The following is a 16,250-nucleotide window of genomic DNA, read 5'->3' on the forward strand; positions in this document are numbered from 1 at the left end:
ATGATAACCGCCTGACGTTGCTCAGGCGGTTCTTTATCAGCAACAGAAGAAAAACACCAACTTCATACTTCCCCTGCCTGTACATACGCTGCTTATCCATCTTTATACACAATCATGCACAGACACTAACCTGAATGTAATATCGGAAATGCTCTGCGCAATTTCGTTGCAGATAAAAGGTTTCATTCACTTACCTTAGCCGTTTTATCATTTCACAACAGACCGGGAAACACGTGCGATGATGATTTCTAACCCGTTCTGCAGGCCAAATGAAAGTTCGGGCGTAGTACCATCAGGATCGGCAAAGAATGCCCGGTAACTAACGGCTATTTCAGATTGCTGCGTAATACACCTTCGCGCCGCGAAATTGCCACCTTTACATCTGTCTCTTCGCGACGGTCGCAGGCTACGCCAATACGACCAAAAGGCCCCAGCGGCGTACTGTTACTGTTATCTGATTGCACCAGCACCAGAGCAAAAGGTCGGGTCAATTCTGACATCTACGCGACTTTCTGCACGTCCACAACGCCCGGTTCTCGCCGATGTATTACCCGCATCCGGCATAACACCGATAAACATCAACGCTTTTTATTCAATCGCGTACCAGTGCAAAAGGAGAGGAACCGGTATCGTCCGACATGATCGCTCTCGGCTGAGTTTGAGCGATTACCGTGCCACAGGGCAGTTCAGAATTTCATCGCGCGTGCTTAGTCGGACGCTCTTCACACATTACCCGGTTGCGCCCTGCCCGTTTCGCACGATACAAAGCCTCATCCGCGCGCTCTATCAGCGCCTGTTTCCCCTGCTGTAAATCAGTAGCGAGATACATGGCACAGCCAGCACTCAGGGTTACGTGCTTTTGCGGCAGCTCAGTAGTCATATGCGGAATAGCAAGCCGATTAACGGCTGCGATGATGGACTCCGCCAGGTCTACTGCAGCGGACAGCGGTTGTTCAGAAAGAATGATGGCAAACTCTTCGCCTCCATAGCGGGCGGTGAGCTCGTTTTTGCGCCGGGCGGCGTGCTTCAGAACGGTGGCGACTTTTTTCAGGCAGTCGTCACCGGCAACATGGCCGTAAGTGTCGTTGTAACGTTTGAAATAGTCGATATCAAACAGAATCAGTGATACGGGCAGGCCACTCAGTTCCGCATTCAGCAGGCTTTCTGTCAGCATGTGGTCGAAATGGCGGCGGTTAGCCACCCCTGTCAGCCCGTCACTCTGTGCCTGATTTTCCAGGGAGCGATTCGCTGCAGTCAGCTCATCACGTAACCGTGTCAGTTCACGCTGATAACGCAGCGTATGGCGCGCCTGACGCAGCAAAAACGTACCCAGTAAAAGAATAACAAGTAACAGAGCGAGGCTCAGAATCAAATCCTGTACCCAGCTCTTTAGCCAGTGGTTAAACAGCGCTCGCTTGTCGTAGCCCGCGGCTACCACCAGCGGATATCGCTGTGAGCGGACAAAGCCGAAGATGCGTTTTTTACCATCAAGCGCAGCCGTCCACTGACCGCTGCCTTTATCCGAATTCGCCAGAATCTTCAGGAACAGCGGACTCACTGAAAGATTTTTGCCGATATAGCTATCGGGCATTGGCCGGGCGTAAAGGACCGTACTGTCTGCCAGCATCAGCACCAGCACATCCCCATCGCTGAGTTCGTAGTAGCTATAGAAACGGCGAAAGTAGTCTACTTTGATGGTGGCGAGCAAAACACCTTTAAAACCGTTGTAAGCATCATTGACGCGCAGGGTAACCGGAATGACCAGTTCATGCGTAGTGCGGCTGCGAATGACCGGGCCGATATGCAGGTTATTGCGCGGGCTGGCGCGATGATAATCGAAATACTCACGATCGGAATTATCAACGCCTGGCGGTATCCTGCTCATCGAGGTCGCTATCCACCGGCCCCGCTCATCATAGTAGAACAGGCCGTGAAGTTGCGGCAGGCGGCTCTGCAACAGATGCATTGTCTGACTCAGCGCCTTACCCTCTGCACCGGTGGTGGCGAGCTGCTTCTCAAGCTCGCGTTGCACTTCGCGCAATGAAAGTTCGGTTTGCAGAAACGTATCGTCAGCTTGCCGCGCCTGCGACAGTGAGAGATTCACGGCCGTATCCTCAGCTTTACGGACGGTTTCATTCCAGTCTTCCCGCAGCGTCCACACATTTAATCCAATTACCGCCACGGTGAGCAATGCGCCTGAGAGCATAATGCTTCTCAGCAGCGGCGAAATTTCTGACGCAGAACCATCATTTTTACGGCGAAACTTCATGCCTGTCCTTAATAAACCCTGTTGACTGATTTAAGCACAGTTAGTCAAAAGCAAGAATGCAAATCCCGCAATCCCGCTTCCATAATGACAATCGGCATTAAACCAGCAGAATTCGCACAAATCTTTTCCTTAACTGGCTCAATCAGTGTCAATAGTGCAGCATTACTAGCAAATAAAACCCCATTTAAGCCTCAACTTTCAGGCGGGCAAATGTTACCCTTACCGGCTGAATAACTTGCACTTTATTGATTAACTTGAGTATTTGAGGAATTTTATGATTAAGAACCTGAGCAGCCTGAATAATATCCGTACGCTTCGTGCAGAGGCGCGCAATATGGCTCTGGATATGCTCGAAGAGTTGCGCCAGAAATTAGAGACCGTGGTAAATGAGCGTCGTGATGAGGAAAACGCGCGGGCAGCAGAAGCCCGTGAGAAAGCAGAGAAGCTGGCTTTTTACCATGAACTGTTGATGGAGGAAGGGATCAATCCGGCGGAACTGGTGAATAGCGATGCTCTCGCGGTATCCGGGAAAAAGAAACGCGCGAAACGTCCGGCAAAATACCGTTACACCGATGAAAACGGTCAGGTTCGTGACTGGACGGGTCAGGGCCGTACTCCTTCCATTATTAAAGCGGCGATTGAAAATGGTCAGTCGCTGGATGATTTCCTGCTTTAGTCGCAAGAATTCCTGCCGGAATAGTGACCGCTATTGCGGGGCACTATGCCGGCCTGGAAATCCCCGCGATGCCAGTAGTCATTCCTGTCGGATCACACATTATCTTCCACCACTCTCGCGTTGTTCATCTCCGGCTGTGGACCGCGAAACGTCCGGCGCCACTCGCTGGGAGTGACGCCAAACCGGGATTTGAAACGCTGCCGGAATGAAACAGGCGAATCAAAACCTGCCCTTGCTGCCACGCTTTCAATGCTGATACCGGTAGTTTCGAGTAACTGCTGACTATGCTGCAGACGCTCAGCCGTCAGCCACTCACCCAGTGACATGCCCGTCGCCTTGTGAAAATGGCGCGTCAGCGTTCGCCTGCTCATACCAAGCGACTGTGAGAGGGTGTCGAGATCCTGCGGCTGATGGAGATTCTGACGCAGGGATGCCAGCAGCGCATTGATCCTGCCGTCGCGGGTCGTTTCCGGAACCGGCCGCTCAATAAACTGCGCCTGTCCGCCTTCACGGTAAGGCGGCACCACCATACGTCTGGCCACCCGATTCGCCACGGCGCTGCCATAGTGCTGACGGATGATGTCCAGACAGCAGTCGATACCCGCCGCGGTGCCGGCAGAAGTGATCAGACGTTCGTCACGGGTATAAAGGGCATTGCTGTCGAGATGAACCTGTGGAAAGCGTTCGCTGAAATCGCGCTCAAATTCCCAGTGTGTGGCAGCACGATGCTGATCCATCAGACCTGCATAAGCCAGTACATATGTACCCAGACAAAGCCCGACCACCTCTGCGCCACGCTGCCAGGCAGCTACCAGCTTATCCAGCAGCGCCTGCGACGGTTTTTCGTCCGGATTGTGCCAGTATGGCACGATAACGATATCTGCCCGATCAAGCAGCGTTAGCCCATGCGCAACCATAATTGACAGCCCCATCTCTGAGAGCACCGGGCCTGATTTTTCTGCGCAGATATCAATCTTAAACAGATCCTGCTGCGGCAGAGCAGAGCCGAACAGAATGAAGGGAACTGAAAAATGAAACGGACTAAAACCGGCCGTTGCCAGCACTGCGACGTTCAGAGCAGTCATCTTATCCCCTTTTTATGAAACGCATGATTTAGCCCTTACCGCGTAGCTGTGCCGGTTCAGGACAACGATGCTCAGAATGTCATTGCTTCACCATCTTCCGGGATCAGTACCCGGTCAGCAATACCCTGTTCCAGGGTATAAGCGCGCAGTTCAGCGCGTGTCAGCAGACAATGGTTAATCGCTTCCATGTGCGAAGTCACCAGAGTCGCTTCAGGCAGAATATGGAGGGTGCGCAGCGTATCCTCCTTTCCCATAATAATGGGGCCATAGAGATCGTTAGTCGCATTGCCGGCATTGATTACCACGACCTGCGGCTGAAAACGTTGCAGCGTTCTGACATAAGGTTTAACCCAGACGGTATCCCCGGCAATGTAGAGCGTTTTTTCGGACGGATGGGTAAATACCAGACCACAGGCATCGCCCAGAATATCGCCCATGACTTTGTCGGCATACAACGCATTGCTGCCATGCTGACCCTCCGTTTTGTGGATCGTCAGGCCGTCAACAAACGGATTTTCATCCTGCAGCATCCGAACGTGTGCAAAACCCTGCGAACGAATCAGCGCTGCATCACCTTCATTCTGGCTGTAGATCATCATCGTCTTTGGTATCAGCTGCTGAGCCGCCTCATCCCAGTGGTCCATATGTGTATGGGTGACAATCACTGCGTCTACCGCCAGCAGTGAAGCAACCGGGAGAGGCAGTTCAGCCATGGGATTGCGCAGATGGGGACGGGCATTACCGGCAAAGCCAGGCCACGCGTCTTTATCTGCCAGCATCGGATCGATCAGGAATTTGTTGCCAGCATACTCCAGCAGCAGTGTGGCATTACGAATCTGAGTCAGCTTCATTTTGTGCTCCGCAAAGGGTCTCTTTAACATCAGCCAGGCTTACAGGCTGCGATACATTCACTTTACGGCACTCTCTGACCTGCACGTGACAGGCTCACAGGACAGTGTTCGATGGATTCGGGCCACTTTTGAATGTATCGCTGACTGGAGTCTGAGGGGGGATGGAAGAAAGGGCATGACCTGAATGTGAAACGAATTTTCAGGATCAGGGCTGACAACATGAGGACAAAAAAATGCCGCAGCAGGCTGCGGCATGTTCATTTCAGGTTCGCATCAGAAATCGGCTTTCAGAACCACACGGTAATTGGCTTTACCGGCGCGGACGTGATCCAGCGCTTTATTGATGTCTGACATCGGGAAGAACTCAACCTGTGGCGCAATATCTGCACGAGAAGCGAGTCGCAACAGCGAACGCAGCTGGCCTGGTGAGCCGGTTGATGAACCGGTTACCGCTTTGTCACCCAGGATCAGATCAAACGCGCTGACTTCAATCGGCTTCATCACGGCACCCACGGTGTGGAATTTACCCTGAGGCGCCAGCGCGGCGAAATAAGGTTTCCAGTCCAGGTCGACTGCCACGGTGCTCAGGATTAGATCAAAACGACCCGCCTGCTTCTTCAGGGCTTCAGGATCACGGCTGTTAACCACTTCATCCGCACCCATATCCAGAATCGATTGCTTCTTATCCGGCGTTGAGCTGAAGGCCACGACTTCGGCACCCATCGCGTGCAGGAGTTTGATCGCGATATGGCCCAGGCCGCCGATACCAATCACGCCAACACGGCTGGTCGCAGTGATATTGCTCATCAGCAGCGGTTTAAATACGGTAATACCGCCGCACAGCAGCGGACCGGCGCTGGCCGCATCCAGTTTTTCCGGCAGCGGGATAACCCATTGCCAGTCGGCGCGCAACTTCTCGGCAAAGCCACCCTTATTCATGATGGTCGGGATGCTGCCCTGCTGACAGTTAACCTGCTCGCCGTTGATACAGGCATCGCAGTGCTGACAGCTTTTAGCTGTCCAGCCGATTCCTACACGCTGGCCGATTGAGAGACCTTTGCTTTTAGCCGCTTCGCCAAGGGCAGAGACGCGGCCAATCACTTCATGTCCTGCAATCACCGGGAACTGAGAGATGCCCCACTCGTTATCGATCATCGACAGATCTGAGTGGCAGACGCCACAATATTCGACCTGGACTTCGACTTCTTCGGCTGCCAGTTCGGCGGCATCGTACTCATAGAGTTCAAGGGCCTGGCCAGCCTGCATGGCTGCATAACTTTTGATTTTCATTAGTACCTCTGCGTGGTTAATCACCGACAAGTGTAACAACTGAAAGCCTGCCTTGCCTGGCCGTTACGCTTACACCGCATTTTTTTGTCTTTTATGCTGATAAATCAGCCTTTAACCTGCGCCCCGGAAAGCGTTTGTAACACTTTGAGCTGCGCGACCGCTTCCTGCATCGCATCCATTCCCTGCGTCAGTTCACGCAGGCTGCCGAGATGCTTCGCAATGTCGGCGCGCTCATGTCGGGTCTGCTGATTCATGGCCGCCAGCGTATCGGCCGCGCTGATGCTGCGCTCCGCCATCTGTGCAGCCGTCTGCGCCGAGTCACTGGCCACCAGCCGGATACGTGAGATGGTGGTGACCGCCTCGCCAATGTTACTCGCCGTGGCTTCGGCCTGCTCTTTCGACGAATGTGCCAGACGACGAACTTCACCCGCGACCACCGCAAAGCCGCGGCCAGCTTCGCCTGCGCGTGCTGCTTCGACAGCGGCATTCAGCGCCAGGATGTTGGTCTGGAAAGCAATATTGCTGATGCCATGTGTAATCTCATTAATGCCATTCGAGATTTTTTCCAGATCGTCCAGCCCTTCATCCAACCGGCCCTGCGCCTGCTGACTCTCAGTGGCGATGTTGCTGATGTTACGGATACTGCTTTCTGCAAGGCTCAGCGTTTCTCCCTGGCTGTGCGTCGCCGTTTCGAGTACCGGTAGCGCCTCCATCAGCGGCGTCAGCGCCTGCTGATAGTTGATAACCCGATCCAGCACCCGCGTCTGAATGGTGTTCAGCGCTTCCCAGCGGCGTAACGCGCGCTGCGCGTAGTGGGCCGCATAGCCGGCATACTCCACCGGGAACTGGCTCATCGCTTTGACGTCATGATTGAAAAACACCAGAGCAGAAAGCGTCTGGTTGATAGGCACGCCCAGGATTTCACCAAAGCTGGAAAAACCGGCGGCGGCAATCCCTTTGAAGAAATGAGCATTGTGCAGCTTATCGGCATTACCGACACGACGCAGGATACAGTCGTTCATCAGAATCGCCGCGGGTCTGCCGTGCCGGGCGGTAAAAGCCTGCCATTCCTGCTGTGTCGCCTGTTTAAAGTCTTTTTCTTCCATCAGGAACAGCCGATCGCCAAACTCAAGGTCACAGAAAAACTGCACGCCACCCGATTCAATTTTGGCGATTGAGCGAATAAAGTATTCGCCGCCGACTTTGACACCAAAGGTCAGCCCCTTCAGGCGTTCAGTCAGCTGCGCCTTGGTGCAGTTAAGATGCTCACACAGCGACGCCACAAACGGCTGCTGCTGTCCCTGGCGGTTAAACACGGAGGTGACCGTACGCGCAATCGGATCGGCTTCAGCAATCAGCCAGCTCTGCTCGCGTGGCGTGAAGTTCTGGCTTTTAAACGGTGCAAAGGATTTTCCTGCTGCCATCTGGCAGAACACGATGACGGCCTTGCCCTGCAGCACCCTGCCACCCGCACCAATCCAGGTGCCATCAAAGGTAATTTTGCCACCGGCTGAACCGCCAATCGCCAGGCAGGGAAAGCGCCCGCTGTTATACCAGGCCTGCATCAGAAAGCCTTCGGATGCCGATAATCCGTCGCAGTAAATCATGGCGAAAGTACGATCGGCCGAGAGCGGCATCCGCACTTGCAAGCGCGCCAGCTCCTGCTGGATGGCGGTGATGCGCTGGCTGGCCGTCTGCGTGTCGGCGACATGCAGATCAACAATATGCGTCTCATGGCGTGCGATCAGTGTGTCCGGCAGCCAGAGGTAGCTTCCCTCCGGGCCATTGCCATCACAGTAGGTGCTTTGCGATCTGCTGCTGCTCAGCGCGCCGTTGGAAGAGAGCGTCAATACCGTCAGGTCGGCGGAATTGAATCGCTGCCAGGCCTGACTGACCCGCTGAAAATCGGCTTCAGGCGGAACGAAGGTCATCAGGATGCCGCCCGCCCGCGAGCTTAAACCCACGGAGGCCAGTGAATCTGGCAACGCACGACAATCCCAGGTGCCATTCGCCGGCTGGCTGCTACGCCTAAGACGGGCAACAGGCAGGTGTCTTTTGATCGTCTTAATGATCGACATATTATTATTTTCGCTTTTATTTGAGTAATTTGCGCTTAAATTCGCGCTTCTGGTGTGTAGAAGGAGGGCTAAAAGCAGGTCCGTTCGCGTTCAGAACTCGTCGCGGAGTGCCGGGTTCATCAATGATCGGCGCGCTCAACGCCTGTTGGTTATCGCCAGTAGCGGGAAAACCTTTAACGATTGCTGCAGTTGGTTTAATGGATGAAGATGTTATATTTTCGTAGCATAAAATAAGCTTTAGCGTGATTTTACCGGGAAGATATAAGGCTGTGCGGGTGACTGATGTTTACTGTTTGCGATACAGACTCATCAGTGCGACAATTGTAATGTCAAGTGTAAATACAAAGGAACTCGCTATGGGCACAATTAACATTCGAATCGATGATGACCTGAAGACACGATCCTATGCTGCGCTCGAAAAAATGGGTGTGACTCCTTCTGATGCGCTGCGCCTGATGCTTGAATATATTGCAGATAATGAACGTCTTCCCTTTAAGCAAACGTTACTCAGTGACGAAGATGCGGCGTTAGTAGACATAGTTAAAGAACGCCTGCGAAACCCTGAGCCTGTCCGGGTCACACTGGATGACCTTTAATGACCTGGCAACTGGAGTTCGATCAGAGGGCACTGAAAGAGTGGCGCAAGCTGGGCCCGACAGTACGTGAACAGCTTAAAAAGAAGCTGGCTGAGTGTCTTGAGTCACCCAGAATTGAGGCGAACAAACTCAGCGGGATACCTGACTGCTATAAGATCAAGCTAAAGTCACCCGGTTATCGACTTGTATACCAGGTTATTGATGACCGGGTGGTGGTTTTTGTGGTGGCTGTCGGGAAAAGAGAGCGCTCAGAGGTTTATTCTGCCGCTTCCAGGCGTCTCTCTTAAACAGGAGACTTCACCGCTAACAAACAAAGCGGCGCTATTCCTGTTTACCTGTCACTCTGCTGGTTCCAGTGCTGTTCGCAGCGCTCCCGAGCTTCGGCAGGCAGGTCACGTAAGTCTGGGAGCGTGTCGCCGGAACCGTAGCCTATTGATCCCCTCGCTTCCTGCTGTTCATCCTGCGCGGCGAACGTGATTTTCTCATCCAGCTGCTGCCAGCTATCACCCTGCGACAAATTAAAATCAGTCTTATCAATACTTTAATTCTGTGCATTTGCATAAACGAAGCGGACGACTATGCTTGCAGGTGTGACTAGCTAGTCCTTTTTATCTAATGGAACATTGATATGAGGTCTTCCTATGACACAACAGAAATACAGAGGTGGTGCCGGCAATTTTGCCAACGATCCAGAACGGGCGAGTGAAGCTGGCAGTGCAGGAGGCAAGGCCAGTGGGGGCAATTTCAAAAACGATCCTGAAAAAGCCAGGGAAGCCGGTCGGAAAGGAGGCAAAATTAGTCGCCGTCCTTCTAAGTAATTCTGAATAAAGCGCTTTAGGACGTATTACGCCATGGAATGGCATCTATTCCAATCAGGTTCATCATGCCCCCTCTTTTAGCCTTAATGCCTCTCTGACCAGGGTAAAAGCGGGTGAATGTTGCTTGCGGCTGGGATAGTAGAGGTAATAGCCGGGAAACGGCTCGCACCAGCGCTCCAGCACGCGGATCAAGGTGCCCTGCTCCAGCCCTTCTGCGACTTCCTGCTCAGGCAGGAAAGCGATCCCCAGCCCGGCGAGAGCCGCTTCTGCAATGTGTGCCGAAGTGTTGAACGTTAGCTGTCCATCCACCCGTACATTTAACGGCCCCTCTTCACCGTCAAACTCCCAGACGTACAACCCACCCGCTGTCGCCTGCCGCATATTAATGCAGTTGTGATGCAGCAGATCCTGCGGAACCTGCGGAACCTGCGGCGCAGCATGACGACGAAAGTAGTCGGGCGTGGCCACCGCAGCCATCCGTAATGGCGGGCTTATCGGCATCGCCACCATGTCTTTATCAATGGTGTCTCCCATCCTGACCCCTGCATCAAATCGATCGGCCACGATATTGCGTAAGCCATGATTAGCATCGAACTCAAGCCGGATATCAGGATAAGCCGCCAGCAATGGCGTCAGCTTTGGCATCAGGAGTGAGCTCAGAATATGCGGCCCGCAGGTGATCCGTACCGTGCCGGCTGGCTTGTCCCGCATCGCGGTCAGCATATCCAGTTCCGCCTCAATTTCATCGAACCGGTTGCCAATCGCCTGGATTAACCGTTCACCCGCCGCAGTCGGTGAAACGTTACGGGTCGTGCGGGTAAGCAGCCGAATCTCCATCCGGTTTTCCAGCGCGGTAATGGTCTGACTTAACGCGGGCTGCGTCACGCCCAGCAGCGCTGCCGCGCGGGTAAAGCTGCCCTCACGCGCCACGGTAATAAAAGCCTGCAGGTCATTCATGTTGCGCTTCATACTGCACTCCCGCCGATAGATTTATAAGGTCTGGTTATAACCCCATTAAGGATTCATTAGCTAGTCAATATAAAGCGAAACAGTAAAATTTCCTGAGTTCATCAGCACCGCAAACAATGAAACAGGACACAACATGACATCCACGGAAACAACTGACTGTTCCCCCCGGCATAAAGAAGCGCACTGGGGTGGTGTATGGGCAATGACGCTGTGTGTATTCGCGCTCATCGCCTCTGAATTCATGCCGGTCAGCCTGTTATCGCCGTTATCACAAGATCTGGCGGTCAGCGAAGGTCTGGTCGGACAGGGCATCGCTATCTCCGGCGCACTGGCAGTGATCACCAGCCTCTCAATAACCCGCATCGCAGGGAACCTCGACCGCAAAATTCTGTTGCTGGCGCTCACGCTGGTAATGGCACTATCCGGATTGATGGTGGCGATGGCACCCAACTATCTGACTTACATGACTGGCCGGGCATTGATTGGCGTGGTGATTGGCGGTTTCTGGTCGATGTCAGCGGCGGTCGCTATCCGGCTGGTCCCCTCCGGGCAGGTGCCGCGCGCGCTGGCCATTTTCAACGGCGGCAATGCGCTGGCGACGGTTATCGCTGCACCGCTGGGCAGCTATCTCGGTTCTGTCATTGGCTGGCGCGGGGCTTTTTTCAGCCTGGTGCCGGTAGCCTTGATCGCCCTGATCTGGCAGGCGTTCACGCTGCCATCAATGCCAGTCGATTCGGCCCGGCAGCGCAGCGGAAAAATTCTGCAGCTGCTGCGTTCGCCGCTGGTTACGGTGGGTCTGACCGCCTGCGGCCTGCTCTTTATGGGCCAGTTCACCCTGTTTACCTATCTCCGCCCGTTTCTGGAAACCGTGACACAGGTTGACGTTTCTGCGCTGTCGCTGGTGCTGCTGACCATTGGCGTCGCCGGCTTTATCGGCACGCTGATTATCGGTGCTGTTTTGCAGCGCGGATTCTATCTGACCCTGATGATCATCCCGTTGATTATGGCGCTGGTTGCGGTGCTGCTCATGGTGTTTGGTCATCACCTGTGGCTGGTGGCGCCACTGCTTGGCATCTGGGGACTGGTGGCAACAGCGGCACCAACCGGATGGTGGGCCTGGATCGCCAGAACCTTTCCGGAAAATGCCGAGACCGGCGGCGGATTAATGGTGGCCATCGTACAGCTGTCGATTGCTTTGGGGTCGACGCTGGGTGGCCTGGCCTTTGACCATGCAGGCTGGCAGACCACCTTTGCCATCAGCGCCACATTACTGGTCACTGCCGCCGGACTGGCGATGATCACCGCCCGTAAGGAAAGCGCTGCCTGATAGCAGATGTGTTGTTTAACCGGGCAACCCGTTGCCCTCACGTCGTCAACCCCGATAAGGATCTTCTTATGAGAGCATTAACCCTGATGTTTGGACTGTTGATCAGTTCATTTGCGGCCAGCGCTGCCGATATGTCACGCGGCGCCGATAACTTTTATCAAAGCGATAAAGTCACCCGCGAGAAAGTCACCTTTAAAAACCAGTATCAGATGGGTGTGACCGGCACGCTGTACAGACCAAAAGAGGCCGGTAAAACGGCGCGCCTTCCGGCGATTGTGGTAGGTCATCCGATGGGCGCAGTCAAAGAGCAGAGCGCCAGCCTCTATGCGCAGAAAATGGCTGAGCAGGGATTTGTTACCCTGGCAATTGATCTTTCATTCTGGGGCGAAAGTGAAGGCCAGCCACGCAACGCGGTCTCTCCGGATATCTATGCCGAAGACTTCAGCGCCGCCGTGGATTACCTGGGTACCCGCGAATTTGTCGATCGCGACAGGATTGGTGTGCTGGGTATCTGTGGCAGTGGCAGTTTTGTCATCAGCGCAGCGAAGATTGATCCCCGCATGAAAGCCATTGCTACCGTCAGCATGTATGACATGGGGTCAGCCAACCGTAATGCGCTGAATAAAAGCCAGACACTGGCGCAGCGTAAGCAAATCATTGAAGCGGCGGCACAGCAACGCTATGTAGAGTTCACCGGGGGTAAAACTGAGTACACCAGTGGTACACCACATAAAATTGATGCTGATTCGCCTCCGATAGCCAAAGAGTTCTATGATTTTTACCGGACGCCTCGCGGTGAGTTCACCCCGAAAAACAGTTCAGCTGCGCTGACCACGCACCCGACGCTCACCAGCAACGTGAAATTCATGAACTTCTATCCGTTTAATGACATTGAGACCATCTCACCGCGCCCGATGCTCTTCATCACGGGTGATAAAGCGCATTCACGCGAGTTCAGCGAAGATGCGTTCCAGCGTGCGGCACAGCCCAAAGAGCTCTATATCGTGCCTGATGCAGGCCATGTGGACCTTTATGACCGCACTGACCTGATCCCGTTTGCGAAGCTGACCGCCTTCTTTAAACAGCATTTGTAATCTTCCGCTAATCATTGATCCCAGCCCGTCTGCAGCCGCCTGCAGACGGGCTTTCTGCGTTATTGGCCTTTGCGATGGCGGGTCAGGTAGTGCTTCACCAGCACAAAGAAGAGCGGAACAAAGAACAGCGCCAGTACCGTGCCTGCCAGCGTACCGCCAATGATACCGGTGCCGATAGCGATGCGGCTGTTGGCACCGGCACCGGTCGCCACCGCCAGCGGGATCACCCCGGCGATAAAGGCCAGTGAGGTCATCATAATCGGTCGCAGGCGGGTTCGTGCCGCCAGTAACGCCGCAGCACTCAGCGAACTGCCCCGACGCACCGCATCCTCGGCAAATTCGATAATCAGAATCGCGTTCTTGGAAGTCAGCCCGACCGTGGTCAGTAACGCCACCTGGAAGTAGATATCGTTGCTTAATCCGCGCAGCGCCACGGCCAGCACCGTACCCAGTACACCGAGTGGCACCGCTAACAGCACGGAGAAGGGCACTGACCAGCTCTCATACAGCGCCGCCAGGCAGAGGAAAACCACCAGAATCGAGATCGCATAAAGCGTGGTCGACTGCCCGCCCGCCTGCTTCTCCTGCAGCGAAAGTCCGCTCCACGCACCCGTCGTGCCTGCCGGTAGTTCATTCGCCAGCCGCTCAATGGTGCTCATGGCATCACCGGAGCTGAAGCCTTCGGCGTTTTGTCCCTGGATTTCATAGGAGGCAGAACCGTTGTAGCGGTTAAGACTTTCCGGCCCCATGGTCCAGCGGGTCGAAGCAAATGCGGAGAACGGCGTCATGGTGCCTTCACTGTTACGGATGTACCACTTATCCAGATCCGATGGCGCAGAGCGATACTGACCATCGCCCTGCAGATAAACGCGTTTCACCCGGCCACGATCGATAAAGTCATTGATGTAGGCTCCGCCCCAGGCGCTGGTCAGCGTGTCGGTCACATCATCCAGCTGGAGTCCCAGTGCCACCGCTTTGCTGGTATCGATATCAATCTGCAGCTGCGGGGTTTGTGGCAGGATATTTGCCCGCACACCGATCAGATCCGGGCTTTGTGCGGCGCTCTTTAACAGCTGATCGCGCAGGCTGCCCAGCTGCTCACGCGTAGTGCCACCACTGGCCAGCAGCTCATAGGTGAAGCCATTATTTTGCCCCAGCCCCGGCACCGACGGCGGCGTCAGCGCAAAGATCTGTGCATCCCGAATCGATGCAAGCGCATAGGTGGCGCGTCCAGCAATCGCTTCGGCAGAGTTCTCACTGCCGGGTCGCTGGTCCCAGTTTTTAAGCTTGATAAACGCCATACCGGCATTCTGCGCCGCACCGCTGAAGTTAAAACCGTTGATGGTGAAGACCACATCAATATTCTGTTTCTCTTCAGTCAGGAACCAGTCAACAATCTGCTGATTGACTGCCTCAGTGCGGCTGGCCGTGGCACCCGCTGGCAATGTTGCCTGAAGCATGATGCTGCCCTGATCTTCAGTCGGAAGGAAGCTGCCCGGCAAGCGGGTAAACATTACAAACAGCACAACGCCCATTGCCGCATAAAGCGATACCATGATCAGCGGACGGCGCAGAGTGCTCACCACTTTGTGACGATACTGGCGCTCGGTGGCGGCATAAAAGCGGTTAAAACCGCCAAAGAAGCCTTTACGATGGGGTGAGGTCGACCGCAGCAACATGCCACACAGTGCAGGCGTCAGGGTCAGTGCCACCACCACGGAGAAGGTCATGGCGGCGATGATGGTGATGGAGAACTGCCGGTAAATCACACCGGTCGACCCGGCGAAAAAGGCCATAGGCAGAAATACTGCGGAGAGCACCAGCGCGATAGCCACCAGCGCGCCGGAGATCTCTTTCATCGACTTTTCCGTTGCCTCACGCGCCGGCAGACCTTCGTCATGCATAATGCGTTCGACGTTTTCGACGACCACGATGGCATCATCCACCAGCAGCCCGATGGCCAGCACCATAGCAAACAGCGTCAGGGTATTGATGGTGTAGCCGCACAGCGCCAGTACGCCAAAGGTGCCGAGCAGTACCACCGGCACCGCCAGCGCCGGGATCAGCGTCGCACGGATATTCTGCAGGAACAGGTACATCACCACTACCACCAGCGCAATCGCTTCGATCAGGGTGATCACCACATCCTCAACGGAGATTTTGATGAAGTCAGTACTGTCGAGTGCATAAGCCACCTCATAACCTTCCGGCATTGAGTGGCGATACTCTTCAACTTTGTTTTTCACCAGCGTCGCGGTGGCCAGCGCATTCGCGCCCGGCGCCAGCATCACACCGACACCCGCCGCAGGATGCCCGTTGAGTCGGGTGGTCATGTCATAGGATTCGCCGCCCAGCTCCACCCGCGCCACATCACCCACGCGTACGATGGCACCGCTTTTGTCGCTTTTGACGATGATGTTTCGGAACTGATCCGGCGTCTGCAGTCGCGACTGCGCTCTGACCGTGGCGGTGAGCTGCTGATTATCAGGCGATGGCAGGCCGCCGATTTTACCGGCTGAAACCTGAATGTTCTGCGAGCGTATCGCCGCCGACACATCGGAGGGCTGCAACGCAAAGGAGTTTAGTTTGAAGGGATCGAGCCAGATGCGCATCGCGTATTGACCGCCGAACACCTGGATGTCACCTACCCCTTCGGTCCTGGCCAGCGGCTCCTGCATATTACTGACCAGCCAGTCACCGATATCCGTGCTGTTGCTTTTGCCCGTGGTGTCATACAACCCCATCACCAGCAGGAAGTTTGACTGCGATTTGGTGACGGTAACACCAAGCTGCTGCACTTCGCTGGGCAGACGGGAGAGCGCCTGCTGCACCTTGTTCTGCACCTGCACCTGAGCCGTGTCCGGATCGGTGCCCTGACTGAAGGTGACGGTAACCGACACATTCCCCTGTGAACTGCTGCTGGAGGTAAAATAGAGCAGATTATCCAGCCCGGTAAGCTGCTGCTCGATCACCTGCGTGACGCTGTTCTCCAGCGTCTCCGCAGAAGCACCGGTGTACGTTGCGCTGATATTCACCGAAGGCGGCGCAACATCGGGATATTGTTCAACCGGCAACAGGGTAATGGAGAGCGCGCCAAGCAGCATGATTAAAATGGCAACAACCCATGCGAAAACGGGACGATAAATAAAAAAACGAGAAAACATCAGCGGGATCTCTTCCTTTTGGGCGGGTGCAAA

At 54.7% G+C, this 16,250-nt stretch carries 14 protein-coding genes and 1 pseudogene; 6 read left to right on the top strand and 9 right to left on the bottom strand.

Annotated features, from left to right (window positions below; all coding sequences use genetic code 11):
• Nucleotides 1–207: 207 nt before the first annotated feature.
• Nucleotides 208–557, bottom strand: a pseudogene (locus AC6I8C_RS21830) (VOC family protein); the annotation flags it as partial.
• Between the two features lie 137 nt (nucleotides 558–694).
• Entirely contained in the window at nucleotides 695–2,269 is a 1,575-nt protein-coding gene (locus AC6I8C_RS21835) for a sensor domain-containing diguanylate cyclase (RefSeq protein ID WP_497823862.1), read from the bottom strand.
• Nucleotides 2,270–2,543: 274 nt separating this feature from the next.
• Here AC6I8C_RS21835 and AC6I8C_RS21840 point away from each other — a divergent pair, with 274 nt between their 5' ends.
• Complete coding sequence (locus AC6I8C_RS21840) at nucleotides 2,544–2,945, top strand: H-NS family histone-like protein (protein WP_497823863.1); 402 nt, start codon at nucleotides 2,544–2,546, stop codon at nucleotides 2,943–2,945.
• Nucleotides 2,946–3,037: 92 nt separating this feature from the next.
• Here AC6I8C_RS21840 and AC6I8C_RS21845 read toward each other — a convergent pair whose 3' ends face one another.
• The 4 genes from AC6I8C_RS21845 to AC6I8C_RS21860 all read right to left on the bottom strand — a co-directional run bounded on the left by AC6I8C_RS21845 (nucleotide 3,038) and on the right by AC6I8C_RS21860 (nucleotide 8,249).
• Nucleotides 3,038–4,030 carry a GlxA family transcriptional regulator gene (locus tag AC6I8C_RS21845; protein ID WP_497823864.1) on the bottom strand — a complete coding sequence of 331 codons (993 nt, stop codon included), beginning with the start codon at nucleotides 4,028–4,030 and terminating at the stop codon, nucleotides 3,038–3,040.
• A gap of 71 nt (nucleotides 4,031–4,101) precedes the next feature.
• Complete coding sequence (locus AC6I8C_RS21850; protein ID WP_497823865.1) at nucleotides 4,102–4,881, bottom strand: MBL fold metallo-hydrolase; 780 nt, start codon at nucleotides 4,879–4,881, stop codon at nucleotides 4,102–4,104.
• 273 nt (nucleotides 4,882–5,154) lie between these two features.
• Nucleotides 5,155–6,171, bottom strand: coding sequence for an NADPH-dependent aldehyde reductase Ahr (gene ahr / locus AC6I8C_RS21855; protein ID WP_107320469.1), 1,017 nt, complete (start codon nucleotides 6,169–6,171; stop codon nucleotides 5,155–5,157).
• A 104-nt stretch (nucleotides 6,172–6,275) separates the two neighbouring features.
• On the bottom strand, nucleotides 6,276–8,249 hold the full coding sequence (locus tag AC6I8C_RS21860) for a methyl-accepting chemotaxis protein (protein WP_497823866.1): 1,974 nt from the start codon (nucleotides 8,247–8,249) through the stop codon (nucleotides 6,276–6,278).
• 356 nt (nucleotides 8,250–8,605) lie between these two features.
• Here AC6I8C_RS21860 and AC6I8C_RS21865 point away from each other — a divergent pair, with 356 nt between their 5' ends.
• Together AC6I8C_RS21865 and AC6I8C_RS21870 are read left to right on the top strand one after the other, a co-directional pair.
• Complete coding sequence (locus AC6I8C_RS21865; protein WP_010257033.1) at nucleotides 8,606–8,845, top strand: type II toxin-antitoxin system RelB/DinJ family antitoxin; 240 nt, start codon at nucleotides 8,606–8,608, stop codon at nucleotides 8,843–8,845.
• Nucleotides 8,845–9,132, top strand: a complete 288-nt coding sequence (locus AC6I8C_RS21870; protein WP_497823867.1) for a type II toxin-antitoxin system RelE family toxin — start codon at nucleotides 8,845–8,847, stop codon at nucleotides 9,130–9,132. The genes AC6I8C_RS21865 and AC6I8C_RS21870 overlap by 1 nt, the downstream gene beginning before the upstream one ends.
• Nucleotides 9,133–9,176: 44 nt before the next feature.
• Here the strand turns inward: AC6I8C_RS21870 and AC6I8C_RS21875 are convergent, their stop codons facing one another.
• On the bottom strand, nucleotides 9,177–9,362 hold the full coding sequence (locus tag AC6I8C_RS21875; protein WP_033786345.1) for a hypothetical protein: 186 nt from the start codon (nucleotides 9,360–9,362) through the stop codon (nucleotides 9,177–9,179).
• 124 nt (nucleotides 9,363–9,486) lie between these two features.
• On the opposite strand from AC6I8C_RS21875, the gene AC6I8C_RS21880 reads away from it, so the two are divergent.
• Nucleotides 9,487–9,663 (top strand): con-10 family general stress protein, encoded by a 177-nt coding sequence (locus AC6I8C_RS21880; RefSeq protein ID WP_010257023.1) that lies wholly within the window; start codon nucleotides 9,487–9,489, stop codon nucleotides 9,661–9,663.
• A 63-nt stretch (nucleotides 9,664–9,726) separates the two neighbouring features.
• On the opposite strand, the gene AC6I8C_RS21885 is transcribed toward AC6I8C_RS21880, so the two are convergent.
• The gene (locus AC6I8C_RS21885) at nucleotides 9,727–10,632 is read right to left on the bottom strand and encodes a LysR family transcriptional regulator (RefSeq protein ID WP_045139849.1); all 906 of its coding nucleotides are present in this window, start codon (nucleotides 10,630–10,632) and stop codon (nucleotides 9,727–9,729) included.
• 202 nt (nucleotides 10,633–10,834) lie between these two features.
• Here AC6I8C_RS21885 and AC6I8C_RS21890 point away from each other — a divergent pair, with 202 nt between their 5' ends.
• Both AC6I8C_RS21890 and AC6I8C_RS21895 read left to right on the top strand, forming a co-directional pair.
• Nucleotides 10,835–11,959, top strand: a complete 1,125-nt coding sequence (locus AC6I8C_RS21890) for an MFS transporter (protein ID WP_080694267.1) — start codon at nucleotides 10,835–10,837, stop codon at nucleotides 11,957–11,959.
• 68 nt (nucleotides 11,960–12,027) lie between these two features.
• Nucleotides 12,028–13,053, top strand: a complete 1,026-nt coding sequence (locus AC6I8C_RS21895; protein WP_033759924.1) for an alpha/beta hydrolase — start codon at nucleotides 12,028–12,030, stop codon at nucleotides 13,051–13,053.
• Between the two features lie 59 nt (nucleotides 13,054–13,112).
• Here the strand turns inward: AC6I8C_RS21895 and AC6I8C_RS21900 are convergent, their stop codons facing one another.
• Nucleotides 13,113–16,217: an efflux RND transporter permease subunit gene (locus tag AC6I8C_RS21900; protein WP_497823868.1), complete on the bottom strand. Its 3,105-nt coding sequence runs from the start codon at nucleotides 16,215–16,217 to the stop codon at nucleotides 13,113–13,115.
• Nucleotides 16,218–16,250 lie beyond the last annotated feature (33 nt).

The sequence above is a fragment of the Pantoea sp. X-Soil-YNGN-844 genome (assembly GCF_059730595.1).